We start from the raw sequence: 18,287 nt of genomic DNA on the forward strand, positions 1-18,287 counted from the left end.
CCCTTCGGAATGAAGGAGCGGGCCGGCGTCGGTTACCCGGTAAAAAATGGGGTACCCGGCCGCCCTTGGTGGGGACGGGCGGCCGGGCGGTGCGGGGGCGGACCAGAGCCCCCTTTTTTCAGCGGGTGCTGAAAACCTTGTATCGCAGCCGGTCAGGCGGCCTGCTGGTGAACACCATATTTGCGCATCTTTTCGATCAGCGTCGTGCGCTTCAGCGTCAGCAGGCGCGCGGCTTCCGAAATGATGCCGTCGGCGAGGTCGAGCGCGACGTGGATCTGTTCGAGCTCGATCGTTTCGATCTCGCGCTTGAGGTCGATCGGACGGCCCGGTGCCGGCGTCTTGGCGTGCGGCGAAGCCGATGCGAAGGGCTGAGCGGCGAAGTCTTCCGCGCTGGCCTGCGCCGCGACGGGGCTGCTGGGGACAGCGTGTCGCGGCGCAAGCGCTGCGGTGGGGTTCAAAAGCATGGCGACATCGTCGAGGCCGAGCGTCTCGCCGCCATGGAGAACGCTGGCGCGTTCCACAAAATTCCTGAGTTCGCGCACATTGCCCGGCCAGCCATGCTGCATCAGCAACGCCATCGCCGCATCGTCGAAACGGCATTTGGCGTCGGCGGGCATCTGGCGCTGGAAGTGGCGGATCAGTGCGGGAATATCCTCGACGCGGTTGGCAAGGCTGGGGACCTGGAGCACAACCACGCCGAGCCGGAAGAACAGGTCTTCGCGGAATTTGCCATCGGCGATCGCAGCGCCGAGATCCTGATGGGTGGCCGAAATGACGCGAACGTCGACGGCCTTCACCTCGCTGCTGCCGACGCGGACGATCGTCCGGTCTTCGAGCACGCGGAGCAGTTTCACCTGCATGTCGAAACGCATGTCGCCGATTTCGTCGAGGAAGAGCGTGCCGCCCTCGGTCGCTTCGAAATGGCCGATGCGGCGGGCATGGGCACCGGTAAAGCTGCCCTTTTCATGCCCGAAAAGTTCGGATTCGATCAACTCGCCGGGGATCGCCCCGCAGTTGATTGCGGAAAAGGCCTGCCCGGCGCGGGTGCCTTCGTCGTGGATCGCCCGGGCGACCAGTTCCTTGCCCGAGCCCGACGGGCCGCAGAGCATGACGGAAGCGTTGGAGCGGGCGACGCGGCGGATCATCTCGCGCAGCCGGCACGTCGCCGGGCTCGTCCCGATGATCAGCGCTTCGAGCGCCATATTGTTGTTCTGCCCCACGGTCATTTCAGTCTCCACCGCGCCCCCCGTCGGCGCCCTTTCGATGGACCCAGAGATTGACGAAAGTGGTAAACAAAAGCTTATCGAGCGCACCATAACCCATTCAAAACAAAGGGTTATTGCCAAAATGGAAGTAATGGGCGCGCAATTGCGTTAACCACCTCCGGAACGCTGCCAAATTGGCACTAATTGTTCGCTGCGGTTCGCCAGCCGAGGGTGATCGAGATACGGCGATTGCGTGGATCGAATCGGTCGGTGGGGACATAGGGCTCGCGATCGGCGACGCCTTCGATGCGCGAAAAGCGATCCGAAGCGATGCCGCGAAACTCGAGATAGTGACGCGTAACCTCGGCGCGGTCGACCGACAGGCGCCAATTGTTGGTCCCCGCCTTCGCCGACCAGGGCGCCGCATCGGTGTGGCCGCGGATCATCAGCTGGTTGGGCACCCCGGCAATCGGCGCCGCGATCTCGCCGAACAACCGCGCACCCGCAGGGGTCAGCTGGCTGGTCCCGATCGCGAACATCGAGAAATCGGCATCGTCGACAATGTCGATACGCAGCCCCTCGGCGGTTTCGGTGAAGCGCAGGTTGCGCGCAAGGCGGCGCAGTTCGCCTTTCGCCTGCACCCGCTGCATCAGCGATTTGGCGATCTGCTGGAACCGTTCACGCTCGCGCTCACGGCCCGACGCCTCCTTGGGCCCGCCGACGACGTCGCGCGGGATGGTGATCGACCGCGTCCCGGTCTGCCCGGCACCGTGCGGATAGTCGTCGACCGACACGATCGAATCGCCGCCGAACATCCCGTTCGAGCCGGCGCTTTCCATTTTCGTGGTGACGATCGTCGGTGCGAAATAATCGGCGAGCGCCTTGCGCTGCTTCTCGGTCGTCGCGCCGAGCAGCCACATCAGCAGGAAGAAAGCCATCATCGCGGTGACGAAGTCGGCGTAGGCGACTTTCCACGCACCGCCGTGATGGCCGCCGTGCGGCGCTTCGATCACCTTCTTGACGATGATCGGCCGCGGAGGCGTATTCGGACGAACTGCCATCAGCGACCCCGCATCCCGTCAAAGACTTCGGCGAAGCTCGGCTGGTTGAGATGGTCGACGCCCGAACGCGCCGCCTCGATCACCAGCGGCTGCGGATGGCCGTGGAGCGATGCGATGATCAGCTGCTTGACCGTGTGATAGATCGCGCCGTCGCTCTCGATCACCGTCTTGGCGCGCGTCGCGAACGGGCCGACGAGACCATAGGCGAGCAGCACGCCGAGGAAGGTGCCGACCAGCGCCGACCCGATCATCGCGCCGAGGACCTCGGGCGGCTTGTCGATCGACCCCATCGTCTTGACCACGCCGAGCACGGCCGCGACGATGCCGAGCGCGGGAAGCGCATCGGCGAGGCTCTGCAATCCTTCGGCAGGCTTCATGCTGTGATGATGATGGCTCTTCAGCGCATTATCCATCACCTCCTCGACCGCGTGCGGATCGAGCGTTCCCGACGACACCACGACGAGGCGCAGCGTGTCGCAGATCAGGTGGACGAGCGTGTCGTCCTTGAGAAGCTTCGGATATTGCTGGAAGATCGCCGAGTTTTGCGGATCCTCGATGTGCGGCTCGACCGCGACGGGCCCTTCGGTGCGCATCATCTTCATCAGCGTCGAGACGAGCAGGATACAGTCGAGATAGTCCTGCTTCTTATACTTCGGTCCCTTGAACACTTTTCCGAGACCGCCGGCGAGCGCCTTCAGGTCGGCGCCCGAATTGCCGATGATCAGCGAACCGAGCGCCGCACCGCCGATGATCAGCATCTCGTGCGGCAGCGCGTGCATGACGGGACCGAGGTTGCCGCCGGTCAATGCAAAGCCCCCGAAGACCAGCAGGATCAGAACGACGATGCCGATTACGGGAAACATGCGGGGCAACTCCATTCGGGACCCGGCCTGCGAAGCCGGACACCCGCCAATTCAGGGACGTCTTGATGATTAACGGCAGCGGCGCCGGAAAATTGAGGGCCGTCAGTTCAAAATATCGAACAAGGTCTGCCGGTTGATCTTTGCAAAGGCCGCCTGCGCCGCGCTCAGCGTCAGGTCCTGCGCGTTGAGTTCGGCGATCGCGACCGACAGGTCGGTATCCTCGACCACCGAGCGTTCGTCCTTGAGCGTGATTCCGCGCGCGGCGAGCCCGTCGCCGACGCGTTCGAGCCGCCCGCCCGACAGGCCGAGTTCGGCATGTTTGTCGGCGACATGCCCGATCGCGGTCGCGAGCGTATCGAGCGATGTCCCCATCGCGACCTTGTCGCCCGCCGCGATCGCGGTGGCCGCGTCGCGGATTCCCGTCGACAGGCTGTTTCCACCGAGAACAAAAACGTCGGCGGCCGCGGGAACGGGCGCAAAGCTGATATCCGAATCGAACCGCATGACGCGCGCGGTCCCCGCCGCGAACACCGGTTCGCCGTTCGAATCGCGCGTCGCGGCAAGGCTGTCGATCTCGTCGGCGATCGTGCCGAGCTCGGCGGCGATGGTGGCGCGGTCGGCGGGGCTCGCCGAATCGTTCGCGGCTGCGAGCGTCAGTTCGCGCGCGCGCACCATCAGGTCGCTCACCGACTTCATCACCCCGTCGGCCTGCGCAACCAGCGCCGACGCCGAATTGACGTTCGCGGACCAGGCGGTCATGCTCGCCTGGCTGGTACCGATCGTCGCGATCCGCCGCGCGGCGACCGGATCGTCCGACATGCGGAGCAATTTCTTGCCCCCCGAAATCTGGATCTGGGTTCGCTCGAGCTGGTCGGCGAGTTTCTGCTGGCGCGCGATCTCGCGCGTCATGCGATTGCCCACGGCATTGATCATGATCGGGCCTTCCTTACAGCGAGCTCAAGAGCGTTTGCATCGTTTCGCGCGCGACCTGGATCGTACGCGCCGCGGCCGAATAGGCTTGCTGGAAACGCAGCAATTCGGCGGCTTCCTTGTCTAGGTCGACTTCGCTGACCGAATCGCGCGCCGCGGCCGACGCATCGGCACGCGTCGCGGCGGCGGCGTCCTGCGCGCGCGCCGAAGCCACCGTCTGCGCCTGCGACGCCAGATGGCCCGACCAGCGCGATTCGGGGTCGGTCGCCCCGCGCATCGCGCCAAAGGCGAGCATGTTGCCGTTGCTGCCCGACGCATTCGCCGCGGCGACCTGGTCGGGGCTGAGCGGCGCGGCGGTCAGCGTCGCGGCGCTCGTGCCGGTGAACAGCGGCTGCCCCGGATTGCCGTTGGCGTCGGTGCCGGCCTGGTGCGCGGCGTTGAGCTGGGCCGCAAAATCATTTGCCATCGTGTCGAGCGCGACGCGCTGGTCGGCGACATGGTTCGCGCCTTCGGCCAGCCCGGCGAGCGAACCGGTCGAGATCGCCAGCGGCGCCCCCCCGATGCTGTACGACAGGCGCCCGTCGGCGGCGGCGGTCACCGCGATCGGGTTCACCGCGCCGCCGCCGACGAGCAGGTCGCCCGATCCGGCCGCGCGCAACGTCACCGCGCCATTATTGTCGAAGGTCGCGCTGACCCCCGCCTGCGACGACAATTTGTCGAGCAATCGGTCGCGCTCGTCGAGCAGGCTCGCCTCGTTGGTCGATCCCGGCCGCGCCTTGCGCAGCCCGATATTGATCTGTTCGAGCGCATTGAGATTGCTGTTGAACTGGTCGACCCCGCTCGCCGCGGCGCCCTCGATCCCCTCGCCCATCTTGTCGAGCTGGTTCGCCGCGGTGCGGAAACCCGACGCGACATCGTCGGCCGATTGCAGGAACTGGCTGCGCAGCGTCCGGTTCGACGGGTCCGACGTCAACTGGTCGGCGGTGGTGAACAATTTGGTGAGGCCGGTCTTGATGCCATTGGTCTCGTCGCTGAGCGCGCCCTCGACCTTGTCGAGCCACGAAAGCTTCGTCGACGAGCGTTCGGCATCGCCCGAGGTGATGCGCGAATCCTCGATCAGCCAGGCGTCGACCGAGCGGTCGAGACCGCGGATGTCGACTCCGCCGGGGTTGGTATTGCCGCGATAGAAGATCGAATTGCCGCCACCGACGGCTTCCATCATCTCCAGCCGACGCCGCGCATAGCCCGGCGTCTGCGCGTTGGCGATATTGTCGCCGATCGTCGACAGCGCGCGCGAATAGGCCTTGAGACCGCTATAGCCGATGCCGAGCAGGTCGCTCATTGCACGCCTCCCCCGGATCGCGCGGCAAGCCCGCCGAGCTGGCCGCGGAACTGCTGTTCGACCATGTCGGCGATGCCGAACTGGCGCATCGCGGCGATCGAATCGGCGGTGCGCGCGTCGGCCATTTCGCGGAAATTGTCGGTCGCGCTCGATCCGAAGATATCGTCGCCGAGCTTGGCCTGCCGCATCGACGCCATCAGCTGGCGCAGGATCACGGCTTCGAACGCCTCGGCCGCCTTGCGCAGCCCGCCGTCGCCGCCGCCCGCGGCGGCAGGGGTCGGCGTTGCGCCGATCGAAGAGATGGGGCTCGTCATATGATCACCAGTTCCGCAGTGAGCGCGCCGGCCTGGCTCAGCGCCTCGAGGATGGCGACAAGGTCGCCCGGGGGAACGCCCATGCGATTGATCGCATCGACGAGTTCGGAAAGCGAAGCGGTCGGTTTGACCAGCATCACCGGACGATAGTCCTGCTCAACCTCGATCTCGCTCGACGGCTCGATCGCGGTCTGGCCGCGGCTGAACGGCGCGGGTTGGACGACCATCGGCGATTCCTTGATCGAGACGGTCAGCTTGCCCTGCGTCACCGCGGCGGTGCCGACACGGACCGCGCCGTTGATCACGACGGTGCCGGTGCGGGCATTGACGATGACCTTGGCGGGCGGTTCGGCGCGCTGGACGCCCAGATTTTCGATCTGCGAAATCAGCCGCATGCGCTCGTCGCCGTTGCCGCCGGTGCGGATAGCGATGCTGGCGCCGTCGATCATCGAGGCGCTGCCAGGCAGCGCCGCGTTGATCGCATCGGTCACGCGCTTCGCATTGGTGGCATCGAACTGGTGGAGGTTAAAGGTCAGAAAGCTGGTCGTGGCAAAGCCGGTGTCGACCGCGCGTTCGACCGTCGCGCCGCCTGCGATGCGGCCGCTCGACGGGACATTGACCGTCAGCTTCGATCCGTCGGCGGCATCGACTCCGAGGCCGCCGATGACGAGATTGCCCTGCACCATCGCATAAATCTGGCCGTCGGCACCATACAGCGGGGCGAGCACGAGCGTGCCGCCGCGCAGGCTTTTCGACTTGCCGATCGCCGACACGGTGACGTCGAGACGCTGGCCGGGCTTGGCGAAGGGCGGCAGTTCGGCGGTGATCATCACCGCCGCGGCGTTCTTCAGCGCCGGGTTCACCCCGGGCGGCAAGGTCAGGCCGAAACGCGAGACCGCGCCCTTCATGCCCAGCGTCGAATAGTCGAGGCTGTCGTCGCCGGTGCCCGCGAGGCCGACGACGATGCCGTAGCCGGTGAGCTGGTTGGCGCGCAGGCCCTGGAACTGGCCCATATCCTTGATGCGCTCGGCGTGCGCCGGCGCCGCAAGGGCAAAGCTGGCGAGCAGAAGCGCGAAAAGGGTGAACAGGGTCGGACGCTGGGTCACTTCAAATTCCTCGTTTAGAAGGGGCTGATGAGCGAGAAGAAGCGCTGGAGCCAACCCTGCTGGCTGGCACGCGCAATCTCGCCCTTGCCGACGTAACGGATGTTCGCGTCGGCGACGCGCGTCGACAGGACGCGATTGTCGGGGCTGATGTCGATCGCGCGGATGATGCCCGAAATCTGGACCCGCTCGTCGCCGCGATTGAGGGTGAGCAGCTTTTCGCCGCGCACCAGCATCGTCCCGTTGGGATAGACCGCGGCGATCGTCACGCTGACTTCGCCCGACAGCGCGTTCGACTGCGACGCGTCGCCCTTGCCCTTGAACTGCTGGCCGCCGCCCATCGCGATATCGCTGGGGTTGAACAGCGACAGCGGACCGGTAGCAGGCGGCGTCAGGCCGATATTGCCGTCGCGCTGCGTGCCCGCGGCATTGCTTTTGGTCGCAGCGGTGCGCTCGACGAGCTGGATCGTGACGATGTCGCCGACCGCGCCCGCGCGCCCGCCCGAGGTGAGCGGCACATAGCCGCCCTGAAAGATCGAGCCGTTGGCCGGCAGGGGCGCCGGCGGCATCGGCATCGTGACCGAAAAGGCGTCGGGCGGCAGCTTGTCCTTCGCGTGCGCCGCAACCGGCGCGAGCGCGAGGGCGAGCATCGCCAGCTCAGAGAGTCTGCGACGCATTTTTCAGCATTTCGTCGGTGGCGGAGATCATCTTCGAATTGACCTCATACGCGCGCTGCGTCTCGATCATGTCGACGAGTTCCTCGACGACATTGACGTTCGAGCCCTCGAGCATCCCGCCGCGCAGCGTGCCGCGGCCTTCCTCGCCCGCACCGCCGACTTGCGGGGCGCCCGAGGCCTGCGTCTCGACGAGCAGGTTGCCGCCGATCGCCTGCAACCCCGCGGGGTTGGCAAAACGCGCGATCTCGATCCGGCCGAGTTCGGTCATCGTCCCGTCGGCGCCGGTCGCCGAAACGGTGCCATCGGCGCCGATCGACACATTGGTCGCATCTTCGGGGATCTGGATCGCCGGGGTCACCGGCTTGCCGTCCGAGGTGACGATCGTCCCGTCGGGCGCACGGCCGAAATTGCCCGCACGCGTATAGCCGGTGCGCCCGTCGGGCATCTCGACCTGGAAATAGCCGGCGCCGTCGATCGCGACGTCGAGCCCGTTGCCCGTCGTTGCGAAGCTACCTTGCGTATCGATACGCGCGGTGCCGTTGAGTGCGACGCCGGTGCCGAGATTGAGCCCGGTCGCATAGCGGTTTTCGGCCGACGACGGCGCACCCGGCGCGGTCATCAACTGATAGCTCAATGTCTCGAAGCTTGCGCGGTCGCGCTTGAAGCCCGTGGTGTTCACGTTGGCGAGGTTGTTGGCGATCACCTGCATCCGGAAGCCCTGGGCATCCAGACCGGTTCGTGCGACGTGCAAGGCACCGTAGCTCATTTCATATTCTCCTTAACGGGGGAGCTGCATCAGGTTGGCGGTCGCGCTGTCCATGTCGCGCGCGTCGCTGACGAGCTTGAGTTGTGTGTCCCAGCTCCGGCTCGCCTCGATCATCTCGACGAGCGCGGTGGTCGCCGCGACGTTCGATCCTTCGATCGAACGGGTGAGAAGCCGTGCTTCGGGATCGTCGGGCAGGATGCCGCCGCCCTTCACGCGGAACAGGCCGTCGAGGCCCTTGGCAATGTCCGAACCCGTCGGGGTCGCGAGCCGCAGCCGGTCGACCTCCTGCGGATTTTCGGGATCGCCGCCCTGCGGCACGACCCACACGCGGCCTTCATTGTCTATGGTCACCGCATCGGCGGGCGGGATCGTCACCGGACCCTGCGTACCCTGCACGGGATTGCCGTCGCCAGTGGTCAGAAGTCCGCTCGGCGAGATCTGCAGGTCGCCGCGCCGCGTATAGGCTTCTTCGCCGTCCTTCGCCTGCACCACGAGCAGCGCATCGCCCTGCATCGCGATGTCGAGGTCGCGCCCCGTCGATGTGACGGACCCGGCGCGCATGTCCGCGCCAAGCACTTCTTCCGAAGCCATGGCGCGCGCGTCGAGTCCGCTGCCGTTCAGCCACAAGGACTGCGCCTCGGCCATGTCGGCACGGAAGCCCGGCGTCTGCGCATTCGCCAGATTGTTGGCGATCGCCGTCTGCCGGGCCATGCTGCCCCGCATCGCGGTGAGGCTGGTGTAGATGAGGCGGTCCATCGATATTCTCCCGGCAGGCGGCGGTCAGCGCGGCGTCAGCGCATGCCGATGATCGTCTGGGTCAGCGAGGACGCGCCCTCGATCGCCTTGGCATTCGCCTGGAAATTGCGCTGTGCGGCCATCAGCATCACCAGTTCCTCGGTGATATCGACGTTCGAACGTTCGAGCGCGCCGGCGCGGACAGCGCCCATCGGACCGTTGGTCGCGGCGTCGATCGTCGGCGGACCGCTTTCGCCGGTCGATTGCCAGTGCGCGTCGCCGGTCGGGCGCAGACCCGACATCGTCGGGAAGGTGGCCATCGCGACTTTCCCGAGCTTCTGGTCTTCACCGTTCGCAAAGGTCGCGGTCACGAGGCCGTCGAGGCCGATCGAGACGTTGACCAGCGCCGAGGTCGGATCGCTCGGCGCACCCGCGGGGAGCCGCATGTCGAATGCGCCGGCCAGCGTGTTGTTCGTGACATTGCCGTTCGCGTCGATCGGCAGGAGCTGGAGCTTCGCACCCGTCGAATCGATGATATAGCGATCGGGGGTCGGCTCGAACGAGCCATTGCGGGTATAGGTGATCGCCTCGCGCGGCGGCTCGCCCTTCACGATGAACATGCCTTCGCCGACGATCGCAAGATCGAGCGTCTTTTCGCTCGCCTCGTACGACCCTTGCGTGAACTGCTGGGTGATGCCGTTGAGGCGCGTGCCCTGCCCCGCGATCATCTTCGTCGACTGCGTCGGCGACGAGGCGAAGATGTCGCCGAACTGCGCTTTGCTGCGCTTGAAGCCGACCGAGCCGGCGTTCGCGATATTGTTCGAGATGACCGACATGTCGGTCTGCGCGCCCTTGAGGCCCGAAAGCGAAGTATAGAATGACATGGACTGATCCTTCTTAGGTGGTGGGGGGAGTCGGCGCCGGGGTGGCAGCCTTGATGTCCTTGAGCAGCTGCGTCTGTGCGGTGAGCTGCTCCGAGATTTTTGCGAGCGCGGTGTTGGTCTCGCTAATCCCCGCGAGGCTCGAGAATTGCGCCATCTGCGCAACCATCTGCTGGTTATCGACGGGGTTGAACGGATCCTGCTGCGACAGCTGCGCGGTCATCAGGCGCAAGAAATCGCTCTGCCCCATCTGCTGGCCACCCTTGGGCTGAAGCACGGGGTTGCTGTTATTGTTGATGCTGTTGACGCTCATCTTACTGTCCCATCCTGAGGGTTTCGTTGATCAGGCCCTTCGCGGTTTCGAGGACCTGGACATTGCTCTGGTACTGGCGCGCGGTCTCGACCATCTCGACCAGTTCGGCGGCGCTATCGACCGCGGCTTCCCAGACGTTGCCATCCTTGTCGGCGAGCGGGTTCGACGGGTCGTGACGCTTCGACGGCGCCATTTTCGAGGTCGTGACCTGGTCGATCTGGACCGTCGCGCGGCCCTGGCCGTCCATCACGGTACGAAACACCGGCTTCAGCGAACGGAAGGCGCCCGCCTCGCTACCCGCGACCGTTCCCGCATTGGCGAGGTTCGATGCGGTGGTGTTCAGCCGGACGAGCTGCGCCGACATCGCGCGGCCGCTGATGTCGAAGACGGAGAAATTGCCGTTCATCGTCATTCGCCCTTGATCGCGCGCGTCAGCGTATTGATGCGCCCGCTGAGGAACGACAGGCTCGAGCGGTATGCGAGCGCGTTTTCGGCATAGGCCGTCTGCTCGGTCGCCATTTCGACCGTATTGCCGTCGAGCGACGCCTGGACCGGGACGCGATAGGCCACCGCGCCCTCCACGGCATTGGCGGTCGATCCGCCCTGCCGCGCGAGGTCGAGCGCCTTGGCGAAGTCGAGGTCGCGCGCCTTGTAACCCGGAGTCGCGGCGTTCGCGATGTTCGACGCGAGCATCATCATGCGCTGGCTGCGCAGCTGGAGCGCCGTCGCGTGCAGGCCAAAGAGTTTCTCGGATGCCATCATCAACTTCCTTTCGCCGGGGTCCGGACCGGCTGCAGCCCGGACGCGCGGAAAATCACCAAGGAATGATGCAATCGCCGTGCCAGATTAGATTTTCCATTTATTTTCAGTAATTTATTTCATAGAAAACCGATGCCATAACGAGGCTCGTCAAAAATCCGACGACACCGCGCCTTGCCGCACGCAACCACGCACCAAAGCGCGACTGGCACGCTTCCTGCACAATATCGGGCGAGCCATTGGACCCGAAGGAGATCGACCATGTCCCGCAAGACCCCCACCCGCTTCGCCTGCCTCGCGGCGTGCCTTGTCGCCGTCCCGACCGCCGGCCACGCGCAGCAGGCCAATGAGGATTGGCAGGCCATCGACGCGCTGACCGACATGGTGGCAACGGCAATGGGCCGGAGCGCGGCCCCGATCGATCGCCGGATCAAGCTGGCGCGCTGCCCCGAACAGGCGTCGGTCACTGCAATCGATGCCCAGACGCTCGCGGTGCGCTGCGCGCCGCTCGGCTGGCGCCTGCGCGTGCCGATGACCGGCCCTGTCGACGCCGCGCCCGCGGCGGCAGGCTTTGCCCGCCCGTCATCCGGCGCGCCGGTGATCCGCCGCGGCGACAATGTCCGCGTGACGATCGACACGCCAAGCTATTCGATCAGCTATGCCGCGATCGCAACGCAGGACGGCCGCATCGGCGAAACCATCGCCTTGCGCGGAAACGACGCCAAATCCTCGCTCAGCGCCACCGTCACCGGCCCGGGCCGCGCACGCCTCGACAACTGATTTATCCACCTGCTGCCTACCCATCGGCCCGGGGCTGTCGGCATTCCGACGCCGCCGGGCCCTTCTTTTGCCTTTTTGCGACCGGGCGCCTTAATCGCGGCATACACCGTCCGTTAAAGCCTTCGTGAACCGCGTCGTCACTTTTCTGACGGCATCGGATGGAGGCCATTATGTCGGGTGACAGCAAGATCGGACCAGTCGGCGGCATCGGCCGCGCCGTCCCGTTGCGCCGGGTCGCCAGCGAAACGGCGGTGCCGATGCGCGCCGCGACGCAGCTCCAGCCGACGCAGGACAGCCTGCCGACCGCACGCCTCACGCGCCTTGCGAGCAGCCTCGCCGACCAGGCACCGCCGGTCGACGTCGCGCGCGTCGCCGCGCTCCGCACCGCGATCGCCGGCGGCAGCTATGGCGTTCACCCCGCGATCATCGCGAGCGCGATGCTCGATTTCCACGGCGGAGCCGATTGATGCTTTCGCAAATGGACGAGATTCAATCGCGGCTCGACACGCTGGTCGGCGCGCTCGACGGGCACGATGCCGGCGCCATCATCGCCGCGACCGAGGAGCTGGCCACCGCGGTAATCCTGTTTCGCGGCGCGAATATCCCCGCGGGCAGCGAGCTTCGCGCGCGAACGCTGATCGGCCAGACGCTCGGACGGCTGGAGGCGGCCGCGGTGCGCGTCAACATCCTGAAGGACTGGACGCGTCAGAGGATTGACAGGAGCCATGAAATCCGTGGCACCCATCACCGGGGCGCCGCTTTAAGATACTGATAACCATGTGATTTAGTGTCATTTCGGCGAAATGGCACGATGATTGCTTTTGTTCTGCTGAACCAGCGGAACGACAGCCATGAACGCAATCAACAATCCCCAGGGCCCATCGCGCATCGCCGCACCCGTCATGGATGCAGTGCAGAATGCGTCGGCGCGGTCGGGAATCGATTTCGACTATCTGGTCGACGTCGCGCGCGTCGAAAGCGGGTATAACCCGACAGCGAAGGCGCCGACATCGTCCGCCCGCGGACTGTACCAGTTCACCAAGCAGACCTGGCTCGCAACGCTCGATCGCCATGGCGCAAACCACGGGCTCGCCTGGGCGGCCGACGCGATCGGCCGCGACGCCTCCGGCCGGCTGACGGTGACCGACCCGACGCTCCGCCAGCAGATTTTCGACCTGCGCGACGATCCCGCCGCTTCGTCGAACATGGCCGCCGCGCTGACCGGCGACAATCGCGACTATCTCGAAAGCCGGATCGGCCGCAGCGCCGAGCCGGTCGACCTCTATCTCGCGCATTTTCTTGGGTCAGGCGGCGCCGCCAAATTCCTGTCGGCGCTCGAAAGCAATCCCGACCAGCCCGGCGCATCGATGATGCCTGAGGCCGCGGCCGCGAACCGGTCGGTCTTTTACGCCCCCGACGGCAGCATGCGCAGCCTCGCCGAGATCCGCGAACGCTTTCGCGTGAAACTCGAGGACGGCGGCAAGATCGAAAATATGAAAACCTTCGCCCCCTCGGGCTGGCACGCGCAGGCGAGCAGTTCGGCGGGCCTCGCGGGCACCGGTGGCGGACGACCGCCACTTCAGATGATGGATATCCAACCTATGCCGAAAAAGCTCTCGATGGGCTTTGCCGCCGATGCCTATCGGCGGCTCGCCTCGCTTTCGGGAGGCGCGGCATGACCGGCGGCTTCAATCTGGCCAATATCGGCCGCATCGCCGGTGTATCAGCGCTGCCCGCGGGGATGCTGATCCTCGTCGGCCTGATGGTGATTCCGGTTTCGCCGTTGATCCTCGACATCAGCTTCGTCGCCAACATCATGATCAGCCTGCTCATCCTGATGGTCGCATTGCAGGCGTCGAAACCGCTCGATTTCTCGGCCTTCCCGACCGTGTTGCTGCTCGCGACATTGTTCCGGCTCGCGCTCAACGTCGCCTCGACGCGCGTCGTGCTCGTCCACGGCCACGAAGGCACCGCGTCGGCGGGGCATGTCATCGAGGCGTTCGGCCAGGTGCTGATCGGCGGCGACTATGTCGTCGGCCTGTTCGTCTTTTTCGTCCTGATGATCATCAACCTGATCGTGATCACCAAGGGCGCCGGGCGCGTGTCCGAAGTGTCGGCGCGCTTCACCCTCGACGCCTTGCCGGGCAAGCAGATGGCGATCGACGCCGATCTCAACGCCGGGCTGCTGACCCCCGAAGAAGCGAAGGCGCGCCGCGTCGAAGTCGCGACCGAGGCCGATTTCTACGGCTCGATGGACGGTGCGTCGAAATTCGTGAAGGGCGACGCGGTCGCCGGCCTGCTGATCCTCTTCGTCAATATCGTCGGCGGGCTCATTCTCGGCATCTTCAGCCACGGGCTCAGCTTCTCCGAAGCGGGTAGCACTTATGTCACGCTCGCGATCGGCGATGCGCTCGTCGCGCAAATTCCCGCGCTGCTGCTGTCGATCGCCGCCGCGGCGATCGTCACCCGCGTCGCCTCGCCCTTCGACCTCAGCGGCCAGATCGGCAGCCAGTTCGCCTCGCCCGCCATCTGGATGGCGGTCGGCGGCATCCTGTTCATCCTCGGCCTCGTCCCCGAGATGCCGCAGATGCTGATCCTCCCCGCTGCCGCGCTGTCCTTCGGTATCGGCTGGCAGCTGCGCCGCAGCGCCGCCGCGGTCGCCGACCTGCCCGAGCCGGCGGCGCCCGCGCCCGACCCGTCGCATATCGAATGGGCCGACGTCAGCGACGCGAGCGCGTGCCAGCTCGAGATCGGCTATGCGCTCGTCAGCCTCGTCGACGAACGCAAGGGCTCGCCGCTGATGACGCGGATCACGGGCATCCGCCGCCAATTGTCGAAGGAACTCGGCTTCGTCGTCCCGCCGGTGAAGGTCACCGACGACCTGTCGCTGCCGGGCAATGTCTATCGCATCTCGGTCGCCGGGGTGATCGTCGGCGAGGACGAGGTTTTCCCCAATGAAATGCTCGCGCTCGATTCGGGCGACCTCGTCACCAAGGTTACGGGTCGGCCGTGCAAGGACCCGACCTTCGGCCTCGACGCGCTGTGGATCCCGAAGGCGATGCAGAATGACGCGATCGCCGCGGGTTATACCGTCGTCGACCCGGCGACCGTGGTCGCGACGCACCTCAACAACAGCATCGTCGGCGCCGCCGCCGAACTGTTCGGCATCGACGACGCGCAGGCGCTGATCGAAAATCTCAAGATCCATTATCCGCAGCTCGCGCAGAATCTCAGCCCGCAGGGCTATGCGCTGCCGCGCGTCGCGAGCCTGTGCAAATCCCTGCTCGTCGAGCGCGTGCCGCTGCGCGACTTCCGCAAGATCGCCGAAGCGATGGTCACGCTGTCGGGTCAGCAACTCGGCGAGAGCGACCTTGTCGAGGCGGTGCGCCAGCGCATCGGCGCGCTGATCGTGCAGACGATCGTGCCGAGCCGGATGCCGCTGCCCGTCGTCACCTTCAGCCCCGAGGTCGAGATGCTGCTCAACCAGGCGGTGCGCGCCAACCCCGCCGCCGAATGGCCGTTCGAGCATGGCATGGCGATGACGATCATCGAACAGGTCGGCCAGGCGGTCGAACCCCTGCTGCTCCAGACGCGCAGCTTCGCGCTCGTCGCCTCGCCGATCTGCCGTTCGGCGCTGTCGCGGCTCGTGCGCGCCACTTTCCCCGATGTTGCCGTCATTTCCTACCTCGAAATCCCGGCGAACAAGCAGACCGAAATCGTCGCGACGATCGGCGCCGAAGTGCCGCGCCTCGCGAACGGGGCCGACGCCCACATGGAGGACCAACCGCATGAGAATTGAGCCCGCCGAGCAATTTGCCGGGACCGTCGGACGCGCTCCGCGCGCGCGCGGCTATGGCGAAAGCGTCGAGGCGCTGGTCGAGGAATATTCGCCGCTGGTCCGCAAGATCGCGTGGCAGGTGTTTTCGCGCGTGTCGCGGACGAGCGAACTCGACGACCTGATCCAGACCGGGCTGATCGCGCTGATCGAGGCAAGCCGCCACTATGAAGAGCGCGGTTTTGCGTTCGCCACCTATGCCACGACGCGCATCCGCGGCGCGATGATCGACCAGCTGCGCCGCGAAGCCGATGTCGGCCGTTCGGCGATGACTGCGGCGAAGCGGATCCAGGCGATGCGCGGCGCGCTCGAACAGCAGTTGATGCGCGCGCCGACCGCCGCCGAGATGGCGGTCGCGTTCGACATGTCGGCGGAGGACTATTTCGCGCTCGAACGCAATGCGACGCACGGCCGTTCGACCTCGCTCGACGAGCTGACCGACATCGGCGCTTTCCTCGTCGCCGACGAGGGCGTCGGCGCGGGCGAGAAATGCGAGCAGGAGGATTTGATGGGTGCGCTGCGCCAGTGCGTCAGCCGCCTGTCCGAGCGCGAGCAGATGGTGCTGCAGCTCTATTTCTTCGAAGAACTCAACCTGCACGAGATCGGGCTGACGCTCGACGTCAGCGCCGCGCGCATCTGCCAGATCAAGCGCGAGGCGATGATCAAGGTCGACCGCATGATGCGCGAGATGACCGAATGACCCGCGCCGGCGGCCGGTCCTGCCGCCTTAAGGACCGTCAGGCCGCCAGCGTCTGCCCGGCCTGCCACGCGGCACCGACCTTGTCGAAATAGCTCGCCATGCGCTCGGTGCCGACGTCGGTCAGCCGAACGATCGTGCGGCGCCGGTCGCGCTCGTCGATCGCACGGTGGACCAGTCCCAGCCGTTCGAGCGCGCTGATCATGCGCAGTCCCGACGACAGCGGAACCCCCGCGCCGGTGGCAAGGTCGCTCGCGCTGAGCACGCGTCCGTGCGTCCCGGCCAGCATGAGGTCGAGCATCATGTCCCATGTCGGGCCCGACATCTCCGCGGTGCCGAAATGGCTGCGGCGGATCCGCCGGATCTGGATGCTGAACGACAGCTGGTCGAGCAGCCCCGCCGTCGGCGGCGCTTCGCCCCGCGTGCCGGCTTCGGCGCGCACAGGAACCGCCAGCTCTTCGGCACGGCCGGCGAGCAGCTCCTGAATCTGGTCGACACGCGATTTCAGCTCGGCAATTTCTTGGTTCGAAAATTGCTGCATGTAGTGATGCCCCCCGGGGAGCCACGCACACTAGGCTGCGACGTCGTTCCGCCGACTGGACGATCCCGATGCGTAGATGATCAGCAACAGGATCGGGTACGATATATAGACTGAGAGGAGCGAATAGGGTCGCGCCAATATCTCCGAGAACATGAACTTCTGGATATGCCCGAAAATGGCAATGAGCTGCCATCCGGTGATCCAGTAGGGCCAGAAACTGTGCGCTTTCATGGCGATGAGCCAGAAACTCAGCAGAACCAGCATGTCGATGACGAAGATATTAAACTCAATATCGGTCCAGGTCGGGAAGGGTGTCACGGCACTGGTGAGGACCGAGGCGATCAATGCTGTATAGGCTGCCCAGCGTTCCAGTGGCCCGCCGCGTCGGATCGCGACGGCCACCGTGATGAACAGCACAACATAATAGATCGCCACGGACCACATTGTGGCTATCAACCTTTCTTGCGGATCAACCGGCCTTCGCGAACGCGGGCGCGTCGACGCCCGAGCGATCGTTGCTGCCTTCGTCGACCAGCTTGGCGGCCGCCGGTTTGACGCCCGCGCCGAACATCCGCGTGCCGAGGCCGACTTCCTTCTGCGTCACCGTCAGCGCCAGATGCGCGTCGGTCAAGAGCTGGCGGACCTCGCCGGCGGCGGCGAGCGCATGCGCGACCTTCGCCATCGCTTCCTGTCCGACGATCGCCGACATGTTGGTTTCGCGGCGCGCGGTGGGCAGCGTCGCGGCAAGCTGGGCGATACGGATCATCGCTTCGTCGATGGCGTCTTCGGCCAAATGCAGCTCGGAAGCGATCTTCTTTGCTGCAGAAACTCGTTCGTTCAGCATCTTCTTTTTCCTTGAAAAAGAATGCTACCGGTTTCCCCCCCGCAGCATTCGGTTCGAACATTCAGGTCATCACACGACCGAGTCCGACAAGGATCGAATAGAGGGCGGAGAAGGCCAAAATCGTCGCAAATGCGATCAGGATCGGCCAGATTATCCTTTCCATCAACCCATGCCGGTTGGCCGGCTGGGACGCGGTCGGAAATGGCGAACCAATATCGAATAATCGCCGAAACGAACTGCGCCCCGGCTTGGCATCGTCGGCCGGGGTAACCTCGCCTAGGTCGATCAATTGATATGTCAAAGGCTGATAAGGGGTAACATGATCGAAGACACCGTTAACAGCCAGGATGCGCGCTGCCTCTATCCTGTTAGAAACATTAAGTTTCTTCAACACGCGCCGGACGCGTTCGTCGACCGTGTGCGGCGAAACATTCATCAGCCGGGCGATCTGCTTGGAATTTTTGTGCTCGTAAACGTGCCGCAACGTTTCAATCTGCGCCGCCGACAGCAGGCTGATGTAATTGTCGGGGTCGCCGTGCACGGGGTTGGAATAGAGCATCACGAGTCGAAATCAAGGTCGGTAGATAGCTAATTTCTTGCCTGCCCCATTCCCGGCCACGCGCCCGCACGTCCATGCGAGC

At 65.3% G+C, this 18,287-nt stretch carries 24 protein-coding genes; 6 read left to right on the forward strand and 18 right to left on the reverse strand.

Annotated elements, in window-relative coordinates; genetic code table 11:
* Positions 1 to 152 precede the first annotated feature (152 nt).
* The 14 genes from ACIPPQ_RS05115 to flgB all read right to left on the reverse strand — a co-directional run bounded on the left by ACIPPQ_RS05115 (position 153) and on the right by flgB (position 10,952).
* Positions 153 to 1,226 (reverse strand): sigma-54 interaction domain-containing protein, encoded by a 1,074-nt coding sequence (locus ACIPPQ_RS05115; RefSeq protein ID WP_446543128.1) that lies wholly within the window; start codon positions 1,224 to 1,226, stop codon positions 153 to 155.
* Positions 1,227 to 1,405: 179 nt separating this feature from the next.
* Positions 1,406 to 2,266 (reverse strand): flagellar motor protein MotB, encoded by an 861-nt coding sequence (locus tag ACIPPQ_RS05120; protein WP_446543129.1) that lies wholly within the window; start codon positions 2,264 to 2,266, stop codon positions 1,406 to 1,408.
* A complete protein-coding gene (motA, locus tag ACIPPQ_RS05125; protein WP_446543130.1) occupies positions 2,266 to 3,129 on the reverse strand; it encodes a flagellar motor stator protein MotA in 864 nt (287 codons plus the stop codon). The genes ACIPPQ_RS05120 and motA overlap by 1 nt, the downstream gene beginning before the upstream one ends.
* 102 nt (positions 3,130 to 3,231) lie before the next feature.
* Positions 3,232 to 4,062, reverse strand: coding sequence for a flagellin N-terminal helical domain-containing protein (locus ACIPPQ_RS05130; protein ID WP_446543131.1), 831 nt, complete (start codon positions 4,060 to 4,062; stop codon positions 3,232 to 3,234).
* A gap of 13 nt (positions 4,063 to 4,075) precedes the next feature.
* Positions 4,076 to 5,401 (reverse strand): flagellar hook-associated protein FlgK, encoded by a 1,326-nt coding sequence (flgK, locus tag ACIPPQ_RS05135; RefSeq protein WP_446543132.1) that lies wholly within the window; start codon positions 5,399 to 5,401, stop codon positions 4,076 to 4,078.
* Positions 5,398 to 5,715 (reverse strand): rod-binding protein, encoded by a 318-nt coding sequence (locus ACIPPQ_RS05140; RefSeq protein WP_327456383.1) that lies wholly within the window; start codon positions 5,713 to 5,715, stop codon positions 5,398 to 5,400. Before ACIPPQ_RS05140 ends, flgK begins: the two co-directional genes overlap by 4 nt.
* A complete protein-coding gene (locus ACIPPQ_RS05145; RefSeq protein ID WP_446543133.1) occupies positions 5,712 to 6,821 on the reverse strand; it encodes a flagellar basal body P-ring protein FlgI in 1,110 nt (369 codons plus the stop codon). The genes ACIPPQ_RS05140 and ACIPPQ_RS05145 overlap by 4 nt, the downstream gene beginning before the upstream one ends.
* Before the next feature lie 14 nt (positions 6,822 to 6,835).
* On the reverse strand, positions 6,836 to 7,495 hold the full coding sequence (locus tag ACIPPQ_RS05150; RefSeq protein WP_327456385.1) for a flagellar basal body L-ring protein FlgH: 660 nt from the start codon (positions 7,493 to 7,495) through the stop codon (positions 6,836 to 6,838).
* Positions 7,476 to 8,261 carry a flagellar basal-body rod protein FlgG gene (gene flgG, locus ACIPPQ_RS05155; RefSeq protein ID WP_327456387.1) on the reverse strand — a complete coding sequence of 262 codons (786 nt, stop codon included), beginning with the start codon at positions 8,259 to 8,261 and terminating at the stop codon, positions 7,476 to 7,478. Before flgG ends, ACIPPQ_RS05150 begins: the two co-directional genes overlap by 20 nt.
* 12 nt (positions 8,262 to 8,273) lie before the next feature.
* On the reverse strand, positions 8,274 to 9,017 hold the full coding sequence (flgF, locus tag ACIPPQ_RS05160; protein WP_327456389.1) for a flagellar basal-body rod protein FlgF: 744 nt from the start codon (positions 9,015 to 9,017) through the stop codon (positions 8,274 to 8,276).
* A 35-nt stretch (positions 9,018 to 9,052) separates the two neighbouring features.
* Positions 9,053 to 9,880, reverse strand: a complete 828-nt coding sequence (locus tag ACIPPQ_RS05165; protein WP_446543134.1) for a flagellar hook-basal body complex protein — start codon at positions 9,878 to 9,880, stop codon at positions 9,053 to 9,055.
* Positions 9,881 to 9,893: 13 nt separating this feature from the next.
* Positions 9,894 to 10,190 (reverse strand): flagellar hook assembly protein FlgD, encoded by a 297-nt coding sequence (locus ACIPPQ_RS05170; RefSeq protein ID WP_327456393.1) that lies wholly within the window; start codon positions 10,188 to 10,190, stop codon positions 9,894 to 9,896.
* Between the two features lies 1 nt (position 10,191).
* On the reverse strand, positions 10,192 to 10,602 hold the full coding sequence (gene flgC / locus ACIPPQ_RS05175) for a flagellar basal body rod protein FlgC (protein ID WP_446543135.1): 411 nt from the start codon (positions 10,600 to 10,602) through the stop codon (positions 10,192 to 10,194).
* Positions 10,599 to 10,952: a flagellar basal body rod protein FlgB gene (flgB, locus tag ACIPPQ_RS05180; protein ID WP_446543136.1), complete on the reverse strand. Its 354-nt coding sequence runs from the start codon at positions 10,950 to 10,952 to the stop codon at positions 10,599 to 10,601. The genes flgC and flgB overlap by 4 nt, the downstream gene beginning before the upstream one ends.
* Before the next feature lie 258 nt (positions 10,953 to 11,210).
* Between flgB and ACIPPQ_RS05185 the strand changes: the two genes are divergently transcribed.
* The 6 genes from ACIPPQ_RS05185 to ACIPPQ_RS05210 all read left to right on the forward strand — a co-directional run bounded on the left by ACIPPQ_RS05185 (position 11,211) and on the right by ACIPPQ_RS05210 (position 16,264).
* On the forward strand, positions 11,211 to 11,729 hold the full coding sequence (locus tag ACIPPQ_RS05185; protein WP_446543137.1) for a flagella basal body P-ring formation protein FlgA: 519 nt from the start codon (positions 11,211 to 11,213) through the stop codon (positions 11,727 to 11,729).
* A 170-nt stretch (positions 11,730 to 11,899) separates the two neighbouring features.
* Positions 11,900 to 12,196: a flagellar biosynthesis anti-sigma factor FlgM gene (gene flgM, locus ACIPPQ_RS05190; protein ID WP_446543138.1), complete on the forward strand. Its 297-nt coding sequence runs from the start codon at positions 11,900 to 11,902 to the stop codon at positions 12,194 to 12,196.
* 11 nt (positions 12,197 to 12,207) lie between these two features.
* Complete coding sequence (locus ACIPPQ_RS05195; RefSeq protein WP_446543139.1) at positions 12,208 to 12,501, forward strand: hypothetical protein; 294 nt, start codon at positions 12,208 to 12,210, stop codon at positions 12,499 to 12,501.
* Between the two features lie 79 nt (positions 12,502 to 12,580).
* Positions 12,581 to 13,408 carry a transglycosylase SLT domain-containing protein gene (locus ACIPPQ_RS05200; protein ID WP_446543140.1) on the forward strand — a complete coding sequence of 276 codons (828 nt, stop codon included), beginning with the start codon at positions 12,581 to 12,583 and terminating at the stop codon, positions 13,406 to 13,408.
* Positions 13,405 to 15,528: a flagellar biosynthesis protein FlhA gene (gene flhA / locus ACIPPQ_RS05205; RefSeq protein ID WP_446543141.1), complete on the forward strand. Its 2,124-nt coding sequence runs from the start codon at positions 13,405 to 13,407 to the stop codon at positions 15,526 to 15,528. Before ACIPPQ_RS05200 ends, flhA begins: the two co-directional genes overlap by 4 nt.
* Positions 15,518 to 16,264 (forward strand): sigma-70 family RNA polymerase sigma factor, encoded by a 747-nt coding sequence (locus ACIPPQ_RS05210; RefSeq protein ID WP_446543142.1) that lies wholly within the window; start codon positions 15,518 to 15,520, stop codon positions 16,262 to 16,264. Before flhA ends, ACIPPQ_RS05210 begins: the two co-directional genes overlap by 11 nt.
* A gap of 37 nt (positions 16,265 to 16,301) precedes the next feature.
* On the opposite strand, the gene ACIPPQ_RS05215 is transcribed toward ACIPPQ_RS05210, so the two are convergent.
* From ACIPPQ_RS05215 to ACIPPQ_RS05230, 4 genes are all read right to left on the reverse strand, one after another.
* Positions 16,302 to 16,802, reverse strand: a complete 501-nt coding sequence (locus ACIPPQ_RS05215) for a MarR family winged helix-turn-helix transcriptional regulator (protein ID WP_446543143.1) — start codon at positions 16,800 to 16,802, stop codon at positions 16,302 to 16,304.
* Between the two features lie 30 nt (positions 16,803 to 16,832).
* Positions 16,833 to 17,246, reverse strand: a complete 414-nt coding sequence (locus ACIPPQ_RS05220) for a hypothetical protein (protein WP_327456413.1) — start codon at positions 17,244 to 17,246, stop codon at positions 16,833 to 16,835.
* A gap of 25 nt (positions 17,247 to 17,271) precedes the next feature.
* Complete coding sequence (locus ACIPPQ_RS05225; protein ID WP_446543144.1) at positions 17,272 to 17,646, reverse strand: hypothetical protein; 375 nt, start codon at positions 17,644 to 17,646, stop codon at positions 17,272 to 17,274.
* Between the two features lie 61 nt (positions 17,647 to 17,707).
* Positions 17,708 to 18,205 carry a response regulator transcription factor gene (locus tag ACIPPQ_RS05230; RefSeq protein WP_327457015.1) on the reverse strand — a complete coding sequence of 166 codons (498 nt, stop codon included), beginning with the start codon at positions 18,203 to 18,205 and terminating at the stop codon, positions 17,708 to 17,710.
* Positions 18,206 to 18,287 lie beyond the last annotated feature (82 nt).

The organism is Sphingopyxis sp. LARHCG72 (genome assembly GCF_052871675.1).